The sequence below is a fragment of the Agrobacterium sp. Azo12 genome (assembly GCF_029193765.2).
Taxonomy (GTDB): domain Bacteria; phylum Pseudomonadota; class Alphaproteobacteria; order Rhizobiales; family Rhizobiaceae; genus Agrobacterium.
This window is the reverse complement of sequence record NZ_JARFYO020000001.1, coordinates 446,378-461,450: the sequence shown is the minus strand read 5'-3', so window position 1 is coordinate 461,450 and position 15,073 is coordinate 446,378. Positions and strand designations below refer to the sequence as shown.

The 15,073-nt window shown below is 55.0% G+C and carries 14 protein-coding genes and 1 pseudogene; 9 read left to right on the top strand and 6 right to left on the bottom strand.

The features are described from left to right. Nucleotides 1–122: 122 nt before the first annotated feature. Nucleotides 123–1,212 (top strand): annotated as a pseudogene (locus PYL13_RS01990) (helix-turn-helix domain-containing protein). Here the strand turns inward: PYL13_RS01990 and PYL13_RS01985 are convergent. Beyond that, entirely contained in the window at nucleotides 1,213–2,316 is a 1,104-nt protein-coding gene (locus tag PYL13_RS01985) for a TRAP transporter substrate-binding protein (RefSeq protein ID WP_192486618.1), read from the bottom strand. Nucleotides 2,317–2,732: 416 nt separating this feature from the next. Between PYL13_RS01985 and PYL13_RS01980 the strand changes: the two genes are divergently transcribed. Continuing rightward, complete coding sequence (locus PYL13_RS01980) at nucleotides 2,733–5,126, top strand: phosphoketolase family protein (protein WP_275640351.1); 2,394 nt, start codon at nucleotides 2,733–2,735, stop codon at nucleotides 5,124–5,126. A 56-nt stretch (nucleotides 5,127–5,182) separates the two neighbouring features. Here PYL13_RS01980 and PYL13_RS01975 read toward each other — a convergent pair whose 3' ends face one another. Beyond that, on the bottom strand, nucleotides 5,183–5,650 hold the full coding sequence (locus PYL13_RS01975) for a group III truncated hemoglobin (protein WP_275640350.1): 468 nt from the start codon (nucleotides 5,648–5,650) through the stop codon (nucleotides 5,183–5,185). Nucleotides 5,651–5,800: 150 nt separating this feature from the next. Between PYL13_RS01975 and mbfA the strand changes: the two genes are divergently transcribed. Further along, nucleotides 5,801–6,784 carry an iron exporter MbfA gene (gene mbfA, locus PYL13_RS01970; protein WP_275640349.1) on the top strand — a complete coding sequence of 328 codons (984 nt, stop codon included), beginning with the start codon at nucleotides 5,801–5,803 and terminating at the stop codon, nucleotides 6,782–6,784. Here mbfA and PYL13_RS01965 read toward each other — a convergent pair. After that, nucleotides 6,724–8,349, bottom strand: coding sequence for an ABC-F family ATP-binding cassette domain-containing protein (locus PYL13_RS01965; RefSeq protein ID WP_275640348.1), 1,626 nt, complete (start codon nucleotides 8,347–8,349; stop codon nucleotides 6,724–6,726). The two genes, mbfA and PYL13_RS01965, sit on opposite strands and share 61 nt — an antisense overlap. Before the next feature lie 247 nt (nucleotides 8,350–8,596). Beyond that, nucleotides 8,597–8,995 carry a RidA family protein gene (locus PYL13_RS01960; RefSeq protein WP_192486614.1) on the bottom strand — a complete coding sequence of 133 codons (399 nt, stop codon included), beginning with the start codon at nucleotides 8,993–8,995 and terminating at the stop codon, nucleotides 8,597–8,599. 205 nt (nucleotides 8,996–9,200) lie between these two features. On the opposite strand from PYL13_RS01960, the gene PYL13_RS01955 reads away from it, so the two are divergent. Then, entirely contained in the window at nucleotides 9,201–9,794 is a 594-nt protein-coding gene (locus tag PYL13_RS01955) for a TetR/AcrR family transcriptional regulator (protein WP_275640347.1), read from the top strand. Nucleotides 9,795–9,830: 36 nt separating this feature from the next. Here PYL13_RS01955 and PYL13_RS01950 read toward each other — a convergent pair whose 3' ends face one another. Together PYL13_RS01950 and PYL13_RS01945 are read right to left on the bottom strand one after the other, a co-directional pair. Beyond that, a complete protein-coding gene (locus PYL13_RS01950; protein WP_275640346.1) occupies nucleotides 9,831–10,445 on the bottom strand; it encodes a transglutaminase-like cysteine peptidase in 615 nt (204 codons plus the stop codon). Between the two features lie 97 nt (nucleotides 10,446–10,542). Continuing rightward, nucleotides 10,543–11,355: an alpha/beta hydrolase gene (locus tag PYL13_RS01945; protein WP_275640345.1), complete on the bottom strand. Its 813-nt coding sequence runs from the start codon at nucleotides 11,353–11,355 to the stop codon at nucleotides 10,543–10,545. Between the two features lie 181 nt (nucleotides 11,356–11,536). Between PYL13_RS01945 and infC the strand changes: the two genes are divergently transcribed. From infC to pheS, 5 genes are all read left to right on the top strand, one after another. After that, complete coding sequence (gene infC / locus PYL13_RS01940) at nucleotides 11,537–12,073, top strand: translation initiation factor IF-3 (RefSeq protein ID WP_250983679.1); 537 nt, start codon at nucleotides 11,537–11,539, stop codon at nucleotides 12,071–12,073. A 159-nt stretch (nucleotides 12,074–12,232) separates the two neighbouring features. Beyond that, entirely contained in the window at nucleotides 12,233–12,436 is a 204-nt protein-coding gene (gene rpmI / locus PYL13_RS01935) for a 50S ribosomal protein L35 (RefSeq protein WP_192486610.1), read from the top strand. Between the two features lie 40 nt (nucleotides 12,437–12,476). Then, the gene (gene rplT, locus PYL13_RS01930) at nucleotides 12,477–12,881 is read left to right on the top strand and encodes a 50S ribosomal protein L20 (protein ID WP_192486609.1); all 405 of its coding nucleotides are present in this window, start codon (nucleotides 12,477–12,479) and stop codon (nucleotides 12,879–12,881) included. A 226-nt stretch (nucleotides 12,882–13,107) separates the two neighbouring features. After that, nucleotides 13,108–13,986 carry a serine/threonine protein phosphatase gene (locus PYL13_RS01925; RefSeq protein WP_409515572.1) on the top strand — a complete coding sequence of 293 codons (879 nt, stop codon included), beginning with the start codon at nucleotides 13,108–13,110 and terminating at the stop codon, nucleotides 13,984–13,986. Next, nucleotides 13,979–15,061, top strand: a complete 1,083-nt coding sequence (gene pheS, locus PYL13_RS01920; protein WP_192486607.1) for a phenylalanine--tRNA ligase subunit alpha — start codon at nucleotides 13,979–13,981, stop codon at nucleotides 15,059–15,061. The genes PYL13_RS01925 and pheS overlap by 8 nt, the downstream gene beginning before the upstream one ends. Nucleotides 15,062–15,073: the final 12 nt, after the last annotated feature.

Here is a 15,073-nt window from a genome sequence, read left to right as displayed (position 1 = left end):
TCCTTAATCACGATCAAGGTCGTACCGGAACGTGATCTGGTCCATTCATTGAATACTCAACCGGAGCAATCGGCTCATCTGCTGCACTTCGCGTATAAACTTCGTTCGTCAAGGCCTTTAACGTGCTGTTTATTCCCCTGCCCTTTGTCGTTGCCCTGTTGCTCGGTCTCACCCTGATCACATTGTTCAGGGCCCGTGAAAAAAAAACCAACCGGCCATTTCTGGCACTGATCGGCCTTTGTGTGCTGCAATCGATTTCCGTCGGAGTGCGCTGGGGTTATGGTGTCGAGGACGTGCGTTATGTCTTGCCTATTATTGCCGGATGCCTGCCACCGCTTGTCTATGCCAGCTTCCGCAGCCTGATGAATGACCAACCTGCCACCCGCAACTTTACCCTGACCGGTATCGTCGTTTCTCCGCTGATCATTCTGTTGCTGATGCTGGTTTATCCGCTGGCGATAGACTTTGCTCTGATCAGTCTGTTCGTTGGTTATGCGGTTGCCATTATTGCGCTGGGTCGTTCAGGTCCTGATGGGTTGGATGAGGCGCGTTTTGCGAGTGTAGTGCCTGCCCACCGTGCACTTTACATCGCCGCGGGCGCGTTGTGCCTGTCTGCCTGCTTTGACTTTCTGGTGCTGCTGGACTTCGAGTGGACACGCGGTGCCAATGTCGCCGCCATCGTCAGCAATGCCAATCTTCTAGGCCTTTTCCTGATCGGTCTGACGGCGTCGGTTGCAGAAGGCAGCAAGGTCGAGCCGGAGGCTGGCACGGAGGCGCCCAGCGACATGCCTATTCCACCTTCGACTGAAGACCGTGAAGTGATGGAGCGGCTGGAGCATATTATGCAAAAGGACAGGCTGTACCGCGATGAGAATCTCAATCTCACACGGCTGTCGCGCCGACTTGGCCTACCCAGCCGGCAGATTTCCAATGCCATAAACCGGTCTGCCAATATGAACGTGTCGCAATACGTTAATCAGCTGCGCATCCGGGAAGCCTGCCGTCTTTTGGAAGAAACCGAACAATCGGTGACCTCGATCATGCTGGATGCCGGTTTCCAGACCAAATCCAACTTCAATCGCGAATTTCGCCGCATAACTGGCCTGAGCCCGGTAGCATGGCGCGAGCGTGAGGTGTGGAAACTGGTCTCCACCCACAAAAACGGTCACCCGGACCAAACCGGGTGACCGTTTGACTTTTCCTGATCTATGATTACAGCGTGCCGTTGCGCTGCTGGATCATCATGTAGGTGTCGTAGGTGTATTCAGCGATCTGCGCCCAGAGATAGGCGTCCTTCTTGAAAGCCTGCTGGCTGTCATAGATCTTCTTGAAGGCTGGGTTGGATGCAGAGATTTCAGCGTAGGTCTCCAGTGCTGCCTTGTGGCAAACATCGAGGATTTCCTGACTGAACGGGCGCAGGACGGCACCCTGTGCCACCAGTTCCTTCAATGCCTTCGGATTGCGCGCGTCGTAACGCTCCAGCATGCTGGCGCTTCCGGCCGCGCAGGCGTCCTTCAAGATGCGCTTGTAGTTTTCGGGTAGGCTGTTGAACTTTTCGAGATTGACGAAAGCATGAACAGCCGGGCCGCCCTCCCACCAGGCAGGGTAGTAATAATACTTGGCGACCTTGTAGAAGCCGAGCTTCTGGTCGTCATACGGCCCAACGAATTCGGTCGCGTCGATCGTGCCCTTTTCAAGCGCTGCGTAAACGTCACCGCCCGCGATCTGCTGCGGCGTGACGCCTACCTTCTGCATGACCTGACCGGTCAGACCGGCGATACGCATTTTCAGACCCTTGAGATCATCGATGGTGTTGATCTCCTTGCGGAACCAGCCACCCATCTGCGCGCCGGTGTTGCCGAGCAGGATAGAGTAAATGTTGTGCTGGGCTAGGAATTCGTTCAGCAGTTCATTACCGCCAGCCTGATTGAACCAAGCGTTTGTCTGGCGCGCATTGAGACCGAACGGAACCGACGTGCCAAGCGCGAAGGTCGGGTCCTTGCCCACGTAATAATAGGAGCAGGTATGCGCCATTTCGACCGTACCGGCCGTCACCGCATCAGCAGCCTGCAAAGCTGGAACGATCTCGCCGCCGGCAAAGTGTTGGATGGTAAAGTTACCGCCGGTTGCTTCCTTCACATGGTCAGCCACAATCTGGCCCGCGCCAAACAGAATATCCAGACCCTTGGTAAAGGATGAGGTCATGCGCCATGTGATTTTAGGGTTTTCTTGAGCGATGGCCGGAGCGGCCAATGCAGTTGCCGTGACACCGGCGCCAACCGCGCCTGCATTGCGGATAAAAGATCTGCGATCCATGTTGGTTTGCCTTGTTATGAAGAGTTTCATAAGGCGAACCGCCGGGTACGCCTCCCACAGTTTAATAATCATTTCTTCTTGGTTGCTTCAAGTGGGAAAATCGATCCTTTCGCAAAAGGCGGCTTTGGTGTTCCGAATCTTGCGCGGGAAGCATTTTAACAGCCGAGGATTGCAAGACTACGCCATATGATTGTAGCCTTCGGTCGCTAATCATAGACAAACCGCAACACCACTTGACTTGCGTCAAGGAGAAGCCGGTCCAAGCAGTATCTTCTACGCATGGAACTGCACCAGCCCGCAAAGTGGGTTTCGATTTTTGGGACCAGTCTGGTGCGTCGCAGTGAATTTTCTGGAGAATATTGTTGCGTCCAATCGGTGCGCAACTCTCCAAAACATCACCAGAGTGAGGAGCACGTATGACGCAGGCAACAAAAGCAGTATCCGGTGAAAATACATTGACGGCAGATGAGCTTTCGCTGATCGATCGCTACTGGCGCGCCGCTAACTATCTGTCCGTCGGGCAGATTTACCTTCTCGGCAATCCCCTTTTGAAAGAGCCTCTACGCGCAGAACACGTCAAACCACGCCTGCTGGGACACTGGGGCACGACCCCCGGTCTCAATTTCATCTATGCTCATCTCAATCGGATCATCAAAGCGCGCGACAGCAACGTCATCTACATTTGCGGTCCCGGCCACGGCGGCCCCGGTATGGTAGCCAGCACATATCTCGAAGGGATCTATTCGGAAATCTATCCCGGAATTACCGAGGATGAAGCCGGGATGCTGAAGCTGTTCAAACAGTTCTCGTTCCCCGGCGGTATTCCAAGCCACGCGGCACCGGAAACACCGGGTTCGATCCATGAGGGCGGCGAGTTGGGTTACGCGCTGGTTCACGCCTATGGCGCAGCCTTTGACAATCCTGATCTGGTCGTTGCCTGCGTGGTGGGGGACGGCGAAGCCGAAACCGGACCACTGGCGACCGCCTGGCATTCCAACAAGTTCCTGAACCCGGCAAGTGATGGGACCGTGCTGCCAATCCTGCATCTGAATGGCTATAAAATTGCCAATCCGACCGTGCTGGCACGCCTGTCCGACGAAGAACTGACACATCTGTTTACCGGCTATGGATATGAGCCGTTTTTTGTCGAGGGGCATGAGCCGGAAGCCATGCACCAGCAAATGGCGGCAACGCTGGATGTCATTTTCGATCGCATCAAGACAATCAAACAGAAGGCGCAAGACGACGCGTCCGAGCGTCCGCGTTGGCCGATGATCATCCTGCGTTCGCCCAAGGGCTGGACCGGCCCCAAGATGGTGGACGGCAAGATCGTCGAAGGCCATTGGCGTTCGCATCAGGTGCCGGTGGCCAATTGCCGACAGGATGCCGGGCACCGCAAGATCCTTGAGGATTGGTTGAGGAGCTACAATCCTGACGATCTTTTCGACAAAAACGGCACGCTGAAAGAGGAACTGAAGGCGCTGGCGCCCCATGGCGAACGCCGCATGGGCGCCAATCCACATGCCAATGGCGGATTATTGCGCAAGGAGTTGCATACGCCTGACTTCCGGACCTACGCCGTTTCCGTCACCACACCCGGTGCAACCGAGGGGCAAGCGACCAAGGTTCTCGGCGATTATCTGCGAGATGTTATCCGGCTAAATGAAAGTGATAAGAACTTTCGTATCTTCGGGCCAGACGAAACAGCATCAAACCGTTTGGGCAGTGTGTTTGAGGCCACCGACCGCGTGTGGATGGCGCAGACGCTGGAAACCGACGACAATCTCGCCCCGCAGGGCCGGGTGATGGAGGTACTGAGCGAACACCAGTGCCAAGGGTGGCTGGAAGGATATTTGCTCACCGGCCGACACGGTTTATTCTCTTGCTACGAAGCCTTTATCCATATTGTCGACTCCATGTTCAATCAGCATGCAAAATGGCTGAAGGTTTCGCGTGAGCTGGAATGGAGAAAGCCGGTTTCGTCCCTCAATTATCTGCTGACGTCGCATGTCTGGCGGCAGGATCATAATGGGTTCTCCCACCAGGATCCGGGCTTCGTTGATCTTGTTGCCAACAAAAGCTCGGAGATTGTGCGGGTCTATCTGCCACCGGATGCCAATACCCTTCTGTGGGTTGGCGACCATTGCCTGAAAACATGGGACCGGGTGAACGTGATCGTGGCGGGCAAACAGCCTGCCCCGCAGTGGTTGACCATGGAAGAAGCCGAGCGCCATTGCGAAGCAGGGCTTGGCATATGGGAATGGGCGGGGACCGAGGACGGGCTGGAGCCAGATGTGGTGATGGCTTGCGCCGGCGATGTGCCGACCATGGAAACACTGGCGGCGGTTGATCTGTTGAGGCAAGCATTGCCACATCTGCGCATTCGCGTGGTAAATGTGGTGGATCTGATGACACTGCAGTCACCGCAACATCATCCGCACGGCATATCCGACGAGCAGTTCGACCGGATATTCACCACAGATCGGCCGGTGATCTTTGCCTATCACGGCTACCCCTATCTCATTCACCGGCTGGTCTATAAGCGCACCAATCACCCGAACTTCCACGTGCGTGGTTTTATTGAAGAAGGAACGACCACAACGCCGTTTGATATGGCCGTGATGAATGAGCTGGACCGCTATCACCTGGCAATCGAGGCGATCAACCGGTTGCCGGTTCTCAAGGAAAAGGCCGCAGATGTCGTGACCGCGCTTCATGAAAAGCTGATGCAGCACAAGATGTTTGTGTGTGAACATGGCGAGGACATGCCGGAAATCCAGAACTGGAAATGGCCTTATCCCAAACCGTAGTCAGAAAATAAACAATTGGCGCGCGCCCTGTCGAGGGGCGTGCCCCCCTTGCCCTGTCAGGTCCGTTTTATCGCAGGATCATCCAGTGCCGGATTGTAAAACAGTGACAATGTCAGGCTGCGGGCGATACGCTCGGCCGTTGCCATGAACCAGTCATGCGCTTCACGGCTGGGGGCGATGTCACTCAGCGTTTCCGAAAAGAGCGCCAGCCATTGCGGAAACAGACCGGACGTCATGCCCTGTACGCCAACATGCGCCTGCACCGGTTTTCCCGCATAACCACCATTCTTGAATGCGATGGCCGACCAGAAACTCTTCATCTTGGCCATATGTTCAGGCCAGCGGCCGTGCAGCCTGCCATCAAACACCGGCCCCAGCTCCGGGTGAGCGAGAACACGACCGTAAAAGGTCTCCACGAGATGATCGATAAAAGCTGCATCGATCCCCATCCGCGCCATCTCACCCTCGGCACGGCGCTGAATTTCAGCATTGTGGGCGGCTCTTGCCTGTAGATCATCGCTCATGCTCGCCCCGGCGGTTCTTTCTGTACTCATGTCTTACTGCCACCCTCATATGGTCTTCATGGGCAATTTTCGCAATGCGACCTTTTGCATCCCTTGCTTCTCAGCGCGACATTGAATATATTTAGAACAATTCTAAACTAGGACATTCCCATGTTGCGCTCGCTGTTTGCCTCTTCAAAACGTGATTTTTCTTCGCTGAGCGAACAGGAGATATTGGCACTGGCCATTGCGAGTGAAGAGGACGACGCCCGGATCTACCGCGCCTATGCCAGCATTCTGAAGCAGGATTACGCGGCATCAGCCAAAATTTTCGACGACATGGCCGAGGTTGAGCAGACGCACCGCAATATGCTGATCGACATGCACATACGCCGGTTTGGCGACAATATACCGCTTATTCGCCGTGAGCATGTCAGCGGTTTTTATGACCGCAAACCGGACTGGCTGGTTAAGAACCTGTCGCTTGAGAAAATCCGCCTGCAGGCCGAGCTCATGGAACAGCAGGCGGCGAATTTTTATGACCAGGCAGTCGCCCGCGTGTCCAACGCCGATACCCGCAAACTGCTTGGCGATCTAGCAGATGCGGAACGTGGACACCAGGACATCGCCGAGATGCTGGAAAACAAACATCTGGCCGACGGCGTTGATGAGACCGAAAAAGAAACTGCGAAACGCCAGTTTCTGCTGACCTATGTGCAGCCGGGTCTTGCCGGTTTGATGGATGGTTCGGTTTCGACACTGGCGCCGATTTTCGCGGCGGCCTTTGCCACCCAGGATACTTGGCAAACATTCCTCATTGGCCTTTCCGCCTCCGTCGGTGCCGGCATCTCCATGGGCTTTACCGAAGCGGCCCATGATGATGGCAAACTTTCCGGCCGAGGCTCACCGCTCAAACGCGGCCTTGCCTCGGGTATCATGACCGCCGTTGGCGGCCTTGGCCACGCACTACCCTATCTCATTCCACATTTCTGGACGGCCACCGCCATCGCGGCCGTCGTGGTCTTTGTTGAGCTGTGGGCAATTGCTTTCATCCAGAACCGCTTTATGGAAACGCCATTCATGCGGGCGGTCTTTCAGGTGGTGCTGGGCGGATCGCTGGTGCTGGCAGCCGGCATTATCATCGGCAACAGCTGATAACGGTTTATACCGATTGCTTCCAGAAACACCTCGTCATGGCTGACGACCAGCAGCGCGCCGTCATAGGCGCGCAATCCCGCTTCCAGGGCTTCGATCGCCTCCACATCCAGATGGTTCGTCGGCTCATCCAACACCAGCAAGGGTGGCGGCGATGAACCACCCAGTGTGCAGGCAAGCCCTGCCCGCAAAAGCTGACCGCCACTGAGACTTCCGGCAATCTGCAGGGCAGCGTCGGCACGGAACATGAATCTCGCCAGTGCGGCCCTGCATTGATTGTCATCGGAATTCGGGTTCAGTCGGCGGAAGTTATCAAGAATTGAGGTCGCGCTATCCATCAGGCTGACCTGTTGGTCGAGCATGGCCCAGGGGGTGAACACACGCACCTGACCGGCCCACGGTTTCAGCGCACCTGTAACCAATGACAGAAGGGTAGATTTTCCCGCACCATTTTTGCCTGTGATGGCAATACGCTCCGGTCCGGTGATGGTAAAACTGACATCGCGCAGAACGGGTGCTTCAGGCTGATAGCCTGCTGTGACGTTTTCCATCTGCAGGACCATTTTGCTGGCTGGCAGACCGGTTGACGCCAGTGTTACCACCAATGGCTGGAGGATTTCCCTACGACGTCGTGCCGTTTCCAGTGCTGCTGTAGCTTCAGTCTGGCGGCGCTCGGTCAATCGCGCATAGCCTCCACTGGTACTTTCGCTTCGCCCTTTCATGGCGCCAAGCAAGATACGTGGCTGATCACCCTTGGCGGCTTTCTGCTTACCCGTGCTATCCTTGCGTGCCTTGGCTTCTGATCTCGCCTGCGCTTTGCGTGCAATGTCGTTAAGCTGCTTTTCGGCCTCGGACATATCCTGCTCGATAGCAGAAAGCTCCAAGGCTTTGGCTTCACGATAATCGCTCCAGTTGCCACCGTAACGATTTGCGCCAAGCGACGTCAATTCCACGATGCAATCCATCGTATCCAGCAATTCACGGTCATGGCTGACGACAAGTACACCGCCGCGCCATGTCGACACAAAATCGATGACCGCTTGGCGACCTTCACGATCCAGGTTGTTGGTAGGCTCGTCCAGAACGATAAAGTCAGGTTGCGTGAAGATCAGTGCCGCAAGGCCGGCACGGGTTCGTTGCCCACCGGACAAGCTGGAAAGCAGGGTTTCAGCCGTGACAGCAAGGCCCAGAAGATCAAGCGACGCGCGCATGCGATCTTCCAGCGTCCAATCGGCATCCGCCAGTTCTTCCATTGTCGCTTCGCCATTTTCAGCACGGCGAAGAATGGTGAGAGCACCAGACACGCCAAACAGATCCGCAACGGTTTCATCAGCTGCGATCTGCACAATCTGCTTCATGGCGCCAACGCTGCCAGAGACCGAGATATCACCCGCCAGCGGCTGCAGTGCACCGGTTATCAGTTTCAGAAGTGTCGATTTACCGACGCCGTTGCGGCCGACAAGGCCGGTCCGTTCTGCCTCGAAAGCAAGCGTAAGGTGGGAAAAAAGCGGGCGCCCCTCAGGCGTCGACCAGCTTAGATTGGAGAGTGTTATCGAAGTTGACATGAACAAGGACTTTCCCGTGAACAACAAAATTTGTGACTGTTGTTGCTGGGTTGAAATCCATGTTGCACACATCCTGTAAGCATTAAAACTGGACCATATAATAGGATCCAGTTTCCTTGGCTTCAAGAAAAATGGTTTGTGTGCCAAGTCTTACCGCACAAATCCCGTCGCTGTTAGTGATGAAGGCGGGTGGGCATGGGCCGGTAAAGCACGCAAATACCCCACGTGCTTCACCGGGAACAAACAATCAGTTCGATTGCGGAATGCGGGCAATGACCTTGATTTCGAAGTCGAAACCGGCCAGCCAGTTCACACCGACAGCGGTCCAGTTCGGATATGGCTTTTCCGAAAATGCCTTGTTTTTGGCTGCCATCACCACCTCGAACTGGTTGGCAGGGTCGGTGTGAAATGTCGTGACATCGACAATATCATCAAAGCTGCTGTTTGCTGCTTTCAGGACCGCTTTGAGATTGTCGAAAGCTAGCTGCACCTGCTTTTCGAAATCCGGTTCTGGAGATCCATCTTCACGGCTGCCGACCTGGCCGGACACAAACAGCAGATCACCGGATCGGATTGCTGCGGAGTAACCGTTGATTTCATAGAGTTCTTGCCTGCTGGCAGGGAAAATAGCATCGCGTTTGGTCATTGTGTGCTCCTTTAAAACGCACTCGTCCAATTCCAGAACACGGGTCTGCGTTACGCAGTGGCGTTCTTGGATAAATCGGTCGATTTTTCATTGCTTTAGTGAGCGGGACGCAGCATTGATATACGGCCCGTATGCTAATATATGTTAACATACATCGCGTATGTCAATACGCATACGGATCGTATGTTAATTTCAGGAGAGCCGAATGGCTGCGAAAACACGTGCCCAGATGGTTGAAGAAACCCGCGCCAAGCTTATCACTGCAGCGCGAAAAGCTTTCGCAACAAAGGGTTATGCCGCCGCGTCCATGGACGACCTGACGGCCGAAGCCGGTTTGACGCGTGGCGCGCTCTATCACAATTTTGGTGACAAAAAGGGCCTCCTATGGGCCGTCATCGATCAGATTGATGGTGAGATGCTGGCACGGTTGCGCGTCGTGCAGGAGGGTGCAGCGACGCCCTGGCTCGCATTGCTCGCTGAAAGTACCGCTTATATCGAAATGGCCCTGGAGCCTGAAATCCAGCGCATCATGCTGCTGGATGGTCCGGCGGTTCTGGGTGACCCCGCAAATTGGCCCAACCAGACGGCTTGCCTGCAACGGATTGAAAAAACCGTTCAGGGCCTGATTGACGATGGAACACTGAAAAAAGTCGATGCAAAGGCTGCGACATGGCTGCTGAATGGCGCTGTGCTGAACTCAGCACTGTGGATTGCCGCCGCTCAAAATCCGGAAGAGGCATTTCCAAGAGCTGTCGATGCTTTCCAGCATCTTGCCTCGGGATTGCTGGCCGACACATAAACTGAAGCCTGCACAGGCAGGCTTCACTTAAGACAGTTATCTCAGAGCACCAACCAGAACGTCGCGACCATCTTCGATGGAAACCCAACGGCCGGAGTTAAACGAGGCCTGGCGCTTCAGGTATGTGTATTGTGTGTCTGTCCAGAGTTTTACCTCATCCGACAGGTTGTCGAGAATGAAGTCACCTTCAGTGGTGCGCAATGTCAGTACAGCGTGTCCCTCGCCATCAGGCTTGCGAACGACGGTGATCAGAAGGTCGGACACGGAAAATCCGTTCTCGATCAGCATCTTTCTTTTCAAAAGAACATAATCTTCGCAGTCACCGGCCGTGGTCGGATATTCCCAGACCTCATCGCGACCATAGATTTCCTGATCTGTCATGGCGATGATGCTGTTGTTGACCGACGCATTGATCTCGCGCACCAGCTTCCAGCCATATTCGGTCACACGTGGTGGAGCTGTCAGTTTGCTGCGCACATTGCACTCGGCTGTGTATTTCTGACAGAACTCATAATGGCCAATTGGCTGCGAGGTAACACCGCCTGTCACCATAGACAGGCTGCCCTTGTTTTCCGCCTGCACGGAAGCCGCAGAGAATAATCCCGCGACAGCTGCTATCAACAGCGCACGCGCCAGCGGTGCTTTCATCATGAAACCGTCCCTTACATTCTTAACAAAACGTTAAAATGAGGGACGGCTTTGAGTCAATCATTAGCGATTGCTGAAGGCAGAGAGATGTTGAATATGGTTAAGACCGTTGCGGTTTTGCCGAAAACGCCATGTCTTTTACCGCCTGCAGCATACGCTCGATATCCTGCGGGCGTGAAAGCCGGTGGTCGCCATCCTGTATCATGGTCAAAACCACATCATCGGCCGGCAGAAACTGCATCAACCTTAGAGCATGGGTGTAAGGCACATCAGGATCTTGTCCACCCTGCAGAATATGCACCGGGCAACCGGTTTCGATCATGCCCTTGAGCACCCGGTTTTCGCGGCCATCCTCAATCAGCGCGCGGGTAAAGATATTTGGTTCAGGGCTGTATTCGGAAGGCTCCTCGAAATAACCACGCTCTGCAAGCGAGGCTTTTTCTGCATCCGACAGGTTTGGCTCGATCAGTTCGGCTGTAAAATCCGGCGCCGGGGCGATCAAAACCAGACCGTCTATCGTTGCTGTCTTGAGCTTCTTTAATTCCTGCACCAGGCGCAACGCGATCCAGCCGCCCATCGATGAACCGATGGCAATGATGCTCTGCGGCTTCTGATCTGCGATCACGGCCAGCGTCTCATCCAGCCAGCGCGAAATGGTGCCCTTGGTGAAATCCCCGCCGGAGACGCCATGACCGGAATAATCGAACCGAATGCAGGCCAATCCATGTTCACTTGCAAAACGATCAAGCTCGACGGCTTTGGTTCCGGACATGTCTGAACGATAGCCACCCAGCCACAAAAGGGTCGGACCCGTCGCACCAGCCTTGGCAGGACGAACTATCATTCCTATATTGCGCGCATCATCATCGTTACCGACAGTGATGTATTGAACCGGATTTTCGCTGTTTTGCATGCCTGCACTCCTCGATTTTGACGTCTTGTAGAGCAGATTCGCAAAAACCGCGACAAGTGGTGATTTTTTCCAGCACTTATGCTATTGACTTCGCCACGGCAATCACGACATTTCCGCCATTTGCTTCGGCAGGAGGTCATTGCCGCAGCCAATCCGGAAAACAGTTCAGGAGAATACGACCATTCGCAGACCTTTCAAAGCCGATGCCCCCGTCAAGGAGGGCCCGCGCTCCAACCGGGAAATTCGGGTTCCCCGCGTTCAGCTCATCAATGAAGAAGGCACAAACCTCGGCCCGATGCCGACGGATCAGGCCCTGAAACTGGCAGAGGAGGCCGGTCTCGATCTCGTTGAGATTTCGCCGAACGCCGAACCGCCGGTATGCAAGATTCTCGATCTCGGCAAACTGAAGTACTCGACCCAGAAAAAGGCCGCTGAAGCTCGCAAGAAGCAGAAGATTGTCGAAGTCAAAGAAATCAAGATGCGCCCCAACATCGACACCCATGACTATGAGGTGAAGATGAAGGCTATCAGCCGTTTCTTCGAAGAAGGCGACAAGGTGAAAGTGACCTTGAAGTTCCGTGGCCGTGAAATGGCGCACCAGGAACTCGGCATGAAGCTTCTTTTGCAGGTTAAGGAAGACACATTGGCGATCGCCAAGGTGGAAGCCGAGCCGAAACTCGAAGGCCGTCAGATGATGATGGTTCTCGCCCCCAAATAATAAAGCCTGACAGGGCTTTTTATAAAGAGTTGCGCTTTTGGCCGACTGCGGTTATAAGCGCGCGTCCGAACGGTCCGGCAGGGCATGCCGAGGCCGTTCCAGAATAGCTTGAAACAAGGCCTCATCCGCCAGTTTCGATACAAAAAACGGAGTAGCAAAATGCCCAAGATGAAGACTAAATCGGCTGCCAAAAAGCGGTTCAAAATCACCGCAACCGGCAAAGTCGTTGCAGCCGCTGCTGGCAAGCGCCACGGCATGATCAAGCGTTCCAATAAGTTCATTCGCGACGCGCGCGGAACCATGGTTCTCGCCGAGCCTGACGGCAAGAAAGTCGTCAAGAACTACCTGCCGAACGGTCTCTAAGACTTTTCCGCGTATTTGGACACTTTAAGGAGATCATGATATGGCTCGCGTAAAACGTGGCGTTACTTCCCGCGCCAAGCACACCAAGACACTCAAGGCCGCTAAGGGCTTTTACGGTCGTCGCAAGAATACCATCCGTACAGCTAAGGCTGCTGTCGACAAGTCCAGACAGTATGCAACACGTGACCGCCGCGTCAAGAAGCGCAACTTCCGCGCTCTCTGGATCCAGCGCATCAACGCTGCTGTTCGCGAATCCGGCCTGACCTACGGCCGCTTCATCGACGGCCTGAACAAGGCTGGCATCGAAGTTGACCGCAAGGTTCTGTCTGACCTGGCAATCCATGAGCCGGCAACGTTCGGCGCACTCGTAGACGCTTCCAAGAAGGCTCTCGAGTACCTCAAGGAAGCCGGTACGAAAAACGAGTTTGAAGCTGCTGTAAACTAATACGGCGCTGAACATCTTCGTTCTTATTAAACCCGCGCCGGTTCATCCGGCGCGGGTTTTTTCTTTCGATGACATGCGTCCGGAGCATTGGACCGAAAACGCCCAGCGGTTCTCGATCTGATGCCCAATGACAGCTTGGAGCGACGGAACTTAATCCAGTTCAACTCTCGCCGCTCTGCACATGAAACAGGGAGGATCGCCAGCATAACGCGACGATCGGAGGCTTATGTTAAATGCAACGGATATGGACACGAAAAAACGTGGGTTCCGCGTCACGCTGAAAGATACGGATGTTGCCGCCCTTATGCAGGCACTGCTGGCCAGTGACCGGCGCATCCAGCGGCTTGAGCTTGACAGCGGTGCTGTCTGGATCAAACGTCAGGGGACGGAGAATTCCTCCTGGTGGATTTCGCTGCAGGCTTTCCTGGCAAAGCTCCTGCCCTATTCATTTCTCAAGCCGTCACCACTTCTCAAACCTGCAGCCATGATGGCGCGGGAAATCCGTCGTATGGAGCGTTTTGCCGAAAAGGGCTTTCCTGTTGCAGAGATTGTCTATGCGTCCGATACCGCGATTGCGCTTGGTGATGTCGGACCGACCGTCGAGGTCATGCTCAAGGGTTTGAAAAACGCCTCTCCGGCAGAAAATGACGCACTGCTGGTCAAGGCAACAGAAGCGCTTGGAGCACTGCATGCCGCCGGTCTGTGCCATGGACGCCCACATGTGCGCGATTTCTTCCTGCGTGACGGCCGCGTCGGCTTCATGGATTTCGAAGAAGAGCCGGAAGCTGTCATGCCGCTTGAATCTGCGCAGGCCCGCGATCTGTGGCTACTGTTTCTGATCGTTGCGACCCGCTCCGTCGAACAACAAAAAACCTGTGATGAAGCCTTCCGCCTGTGGCGGAAGCAGGCCCCTGCCGCCACCGTTCAAGAATTGCAGCGTCTGGTGACCGTTCTTGCGCGATTTTTACCGCTTGCCCGGTTGATCGGGCGCGTGCGGATGGGTAGTGATCTGCGACGCTTTATCATGGCGACCGACTATCTGAAGAATGCTGTGAAACCGCAAGCCGCTGGAACATATCCCGGCGAGGCAGGAAAAGATGACTGAACTTGATACTTTGAAATCGCAATTGATGTCGGAGATCGCCGCAGCCGGTGATGAGGCAAGCATTGAAGCTGTGCGTGTTTCGGCGCTGGGCAAAAAGGGTTCGGTTTCCGAACTTCTCAAAACCCTGGGCACAATGACACCGGAAGAGCGCCAGACACGCGGCGCGGCCATCAACCAGCTGAAGAATGAAGTCACCGACTTTATCACTGCGCGCAAGAGCGAACTAAAAGATGCAGCCATCACGGCCCGCCTGAAAGCGGAAACAGTCGATGTCAGCCTGCCTGTTCGTCAGTCCCCTGCCGAGCGCGGCCGCATCCATCCGATCAGCCAGATCGTTGATGAGATCACCGCGATTTTTGCCGATATGGGTTTCTCGATTGCCGAAGGTCCGGATATCGAAACCGACTATTACAACTTCACGGCTCTGAATTTCCCGGAAGGCCACCCTGCCCGCGAAATGCACGACACCTTTTTCCTGCCTGCCAATGACAAGGGCGAGCGCAAGGTTCTGCGCACGCATACCTCGCCAGTGCAGGTGCGTACGATGGAGGCCCAGAAGCCACCGATCCGTATCGTCATTCCGGGCAAGACCTACCGTCAGGACTCTGACGCCACCCATTCGCCGATGTTCCATCAGGTCGAAGGTCTGGTGATCGACAAAAAGGCAAATGTCAGCAATCTGCGCTGGATTCTGGAAGAGTTCTGCAAGACCTTCTTCGAAGTCGACAGCGTTGTGATGCGCTTCCGCCCGTCATTCTTCCCGTTCACGGAGCCATCTTTCGAAGTGGATATCCAGTGCGACCGCTCCGGCCCGATCGTTAAGTTCGGCGAAGGCAAGGACTGGATGGAAATTCTCGGCTGCGGCATGGTACATCCCAATGTACTGCGGGCAGGCGGACTGGATCCGGACGAATATCAGGGCTTTGCCTGGGGTATGGGTCTCGACCGCATTGCCATGCTGAAATACGGCATGCCTGATCTGCGTGACTTCTTCAACGCCGACGTTCGCTGGATGAACCACTATGGCTTCCGCCCTCTCGACATCCCGACCCTGTTCGGCGGCTTGAGCCAGTAAGGAGAAAAGACG

Excerpts from the sequence above, each read along its gene's own strand:
- PYL13_RS01925 (WP_409515572.1), top strand. The coding sequence starts at position 13,108 with ATGTTAAATGCAACGGATATGGACACGAAAAAACGTGGGTTCCGCGTC.
- PYL13_RS01975 (WP_275640350.1), bottom strand. The coding sequence starts at position 5,650 with ATGAGCGATGATCTACAGGCAAGAGCCGCCCACAATGCTGAAATTCAG.
- rpmI (WP_192486610.1), top strand. The coding sequence starts at position 12,233 with ATGCCCAAGATGAAGACTAAATCGGCTGCCAAAAAGCGGTTCAAAATC.
- pheS (WP_192486607.1), top strand. The coding sequence starts at position 13,979 with ATGACTGAACTTGATACTTTGAAATCGCAATTGATGTCGGAGATCGCC.
- PYL13_RS01965 (WP_275640348.1), bottom strand. The coding sequence starts at position 8,349 with ATGTCAACTTCGATAACACTCTCCAATCTAAGCTGGTCGACGCCTGAG.
- PYL13_RS01980 (WP_275640351.1), top strand. The coding sequence starts at position 2,733 with ATGACGCAGGCAACAAAAGCAGTATCCGGTGAAAATACATTGACGGCA.
- PYL13_RS01955 (WP_275640347.1), top strand. The coding sequence starts at position 9,201 with ATGGCTGCGAAAACACGTGCCCAGATGGTTGAAGAAACCCGCGCCAAG.
- PYL13_RS01945 (WP_275640345.1), bottom strand. The coding sequence starts at position 11,355 with ATGCAAAACAGCGAAAATCCGGTTCAATACATCACTGTCGGTAACGAT.
- mbfA (WP_275640349.1), top strand. The coding sequence starts at position 5,801 with ATGTTGCGCTCGCTGTTTGCCTCTTCAAAACGTGATTTTTCTTCGCTG.
- rplT (WP_192486609.1), top strand. The coding sequence starts at position 12,477 with ATGGCTCGCGTAAAACGTGGCGTTACTTCCCGCGCCAAGCACACCAAG.
- PYL13_RS01960 (WP_192486614.1), bottom strand. The coding sequence starts at position 8,995 with ATGACCAAACGCGATGCTATTTTCCCTGCCAGCAGGCAAGAACTCTAT.
- PYL13_RS01950 (WP_275640346.1), bottom strand. The coding sequence starts at position 10,445 with ATGATGAAAGCACCGCTGGCGCGTGCGCTGTTGATAGCAGCTGTCGCG.
- PYL13_RS01985 (WP_192486618.1), bottom strand. The coding sequence starts at position 2,316 with ATGGATCGCAGATCTTTTATCCGCAATGCAGGCGCGGTTGGCGCCGGT.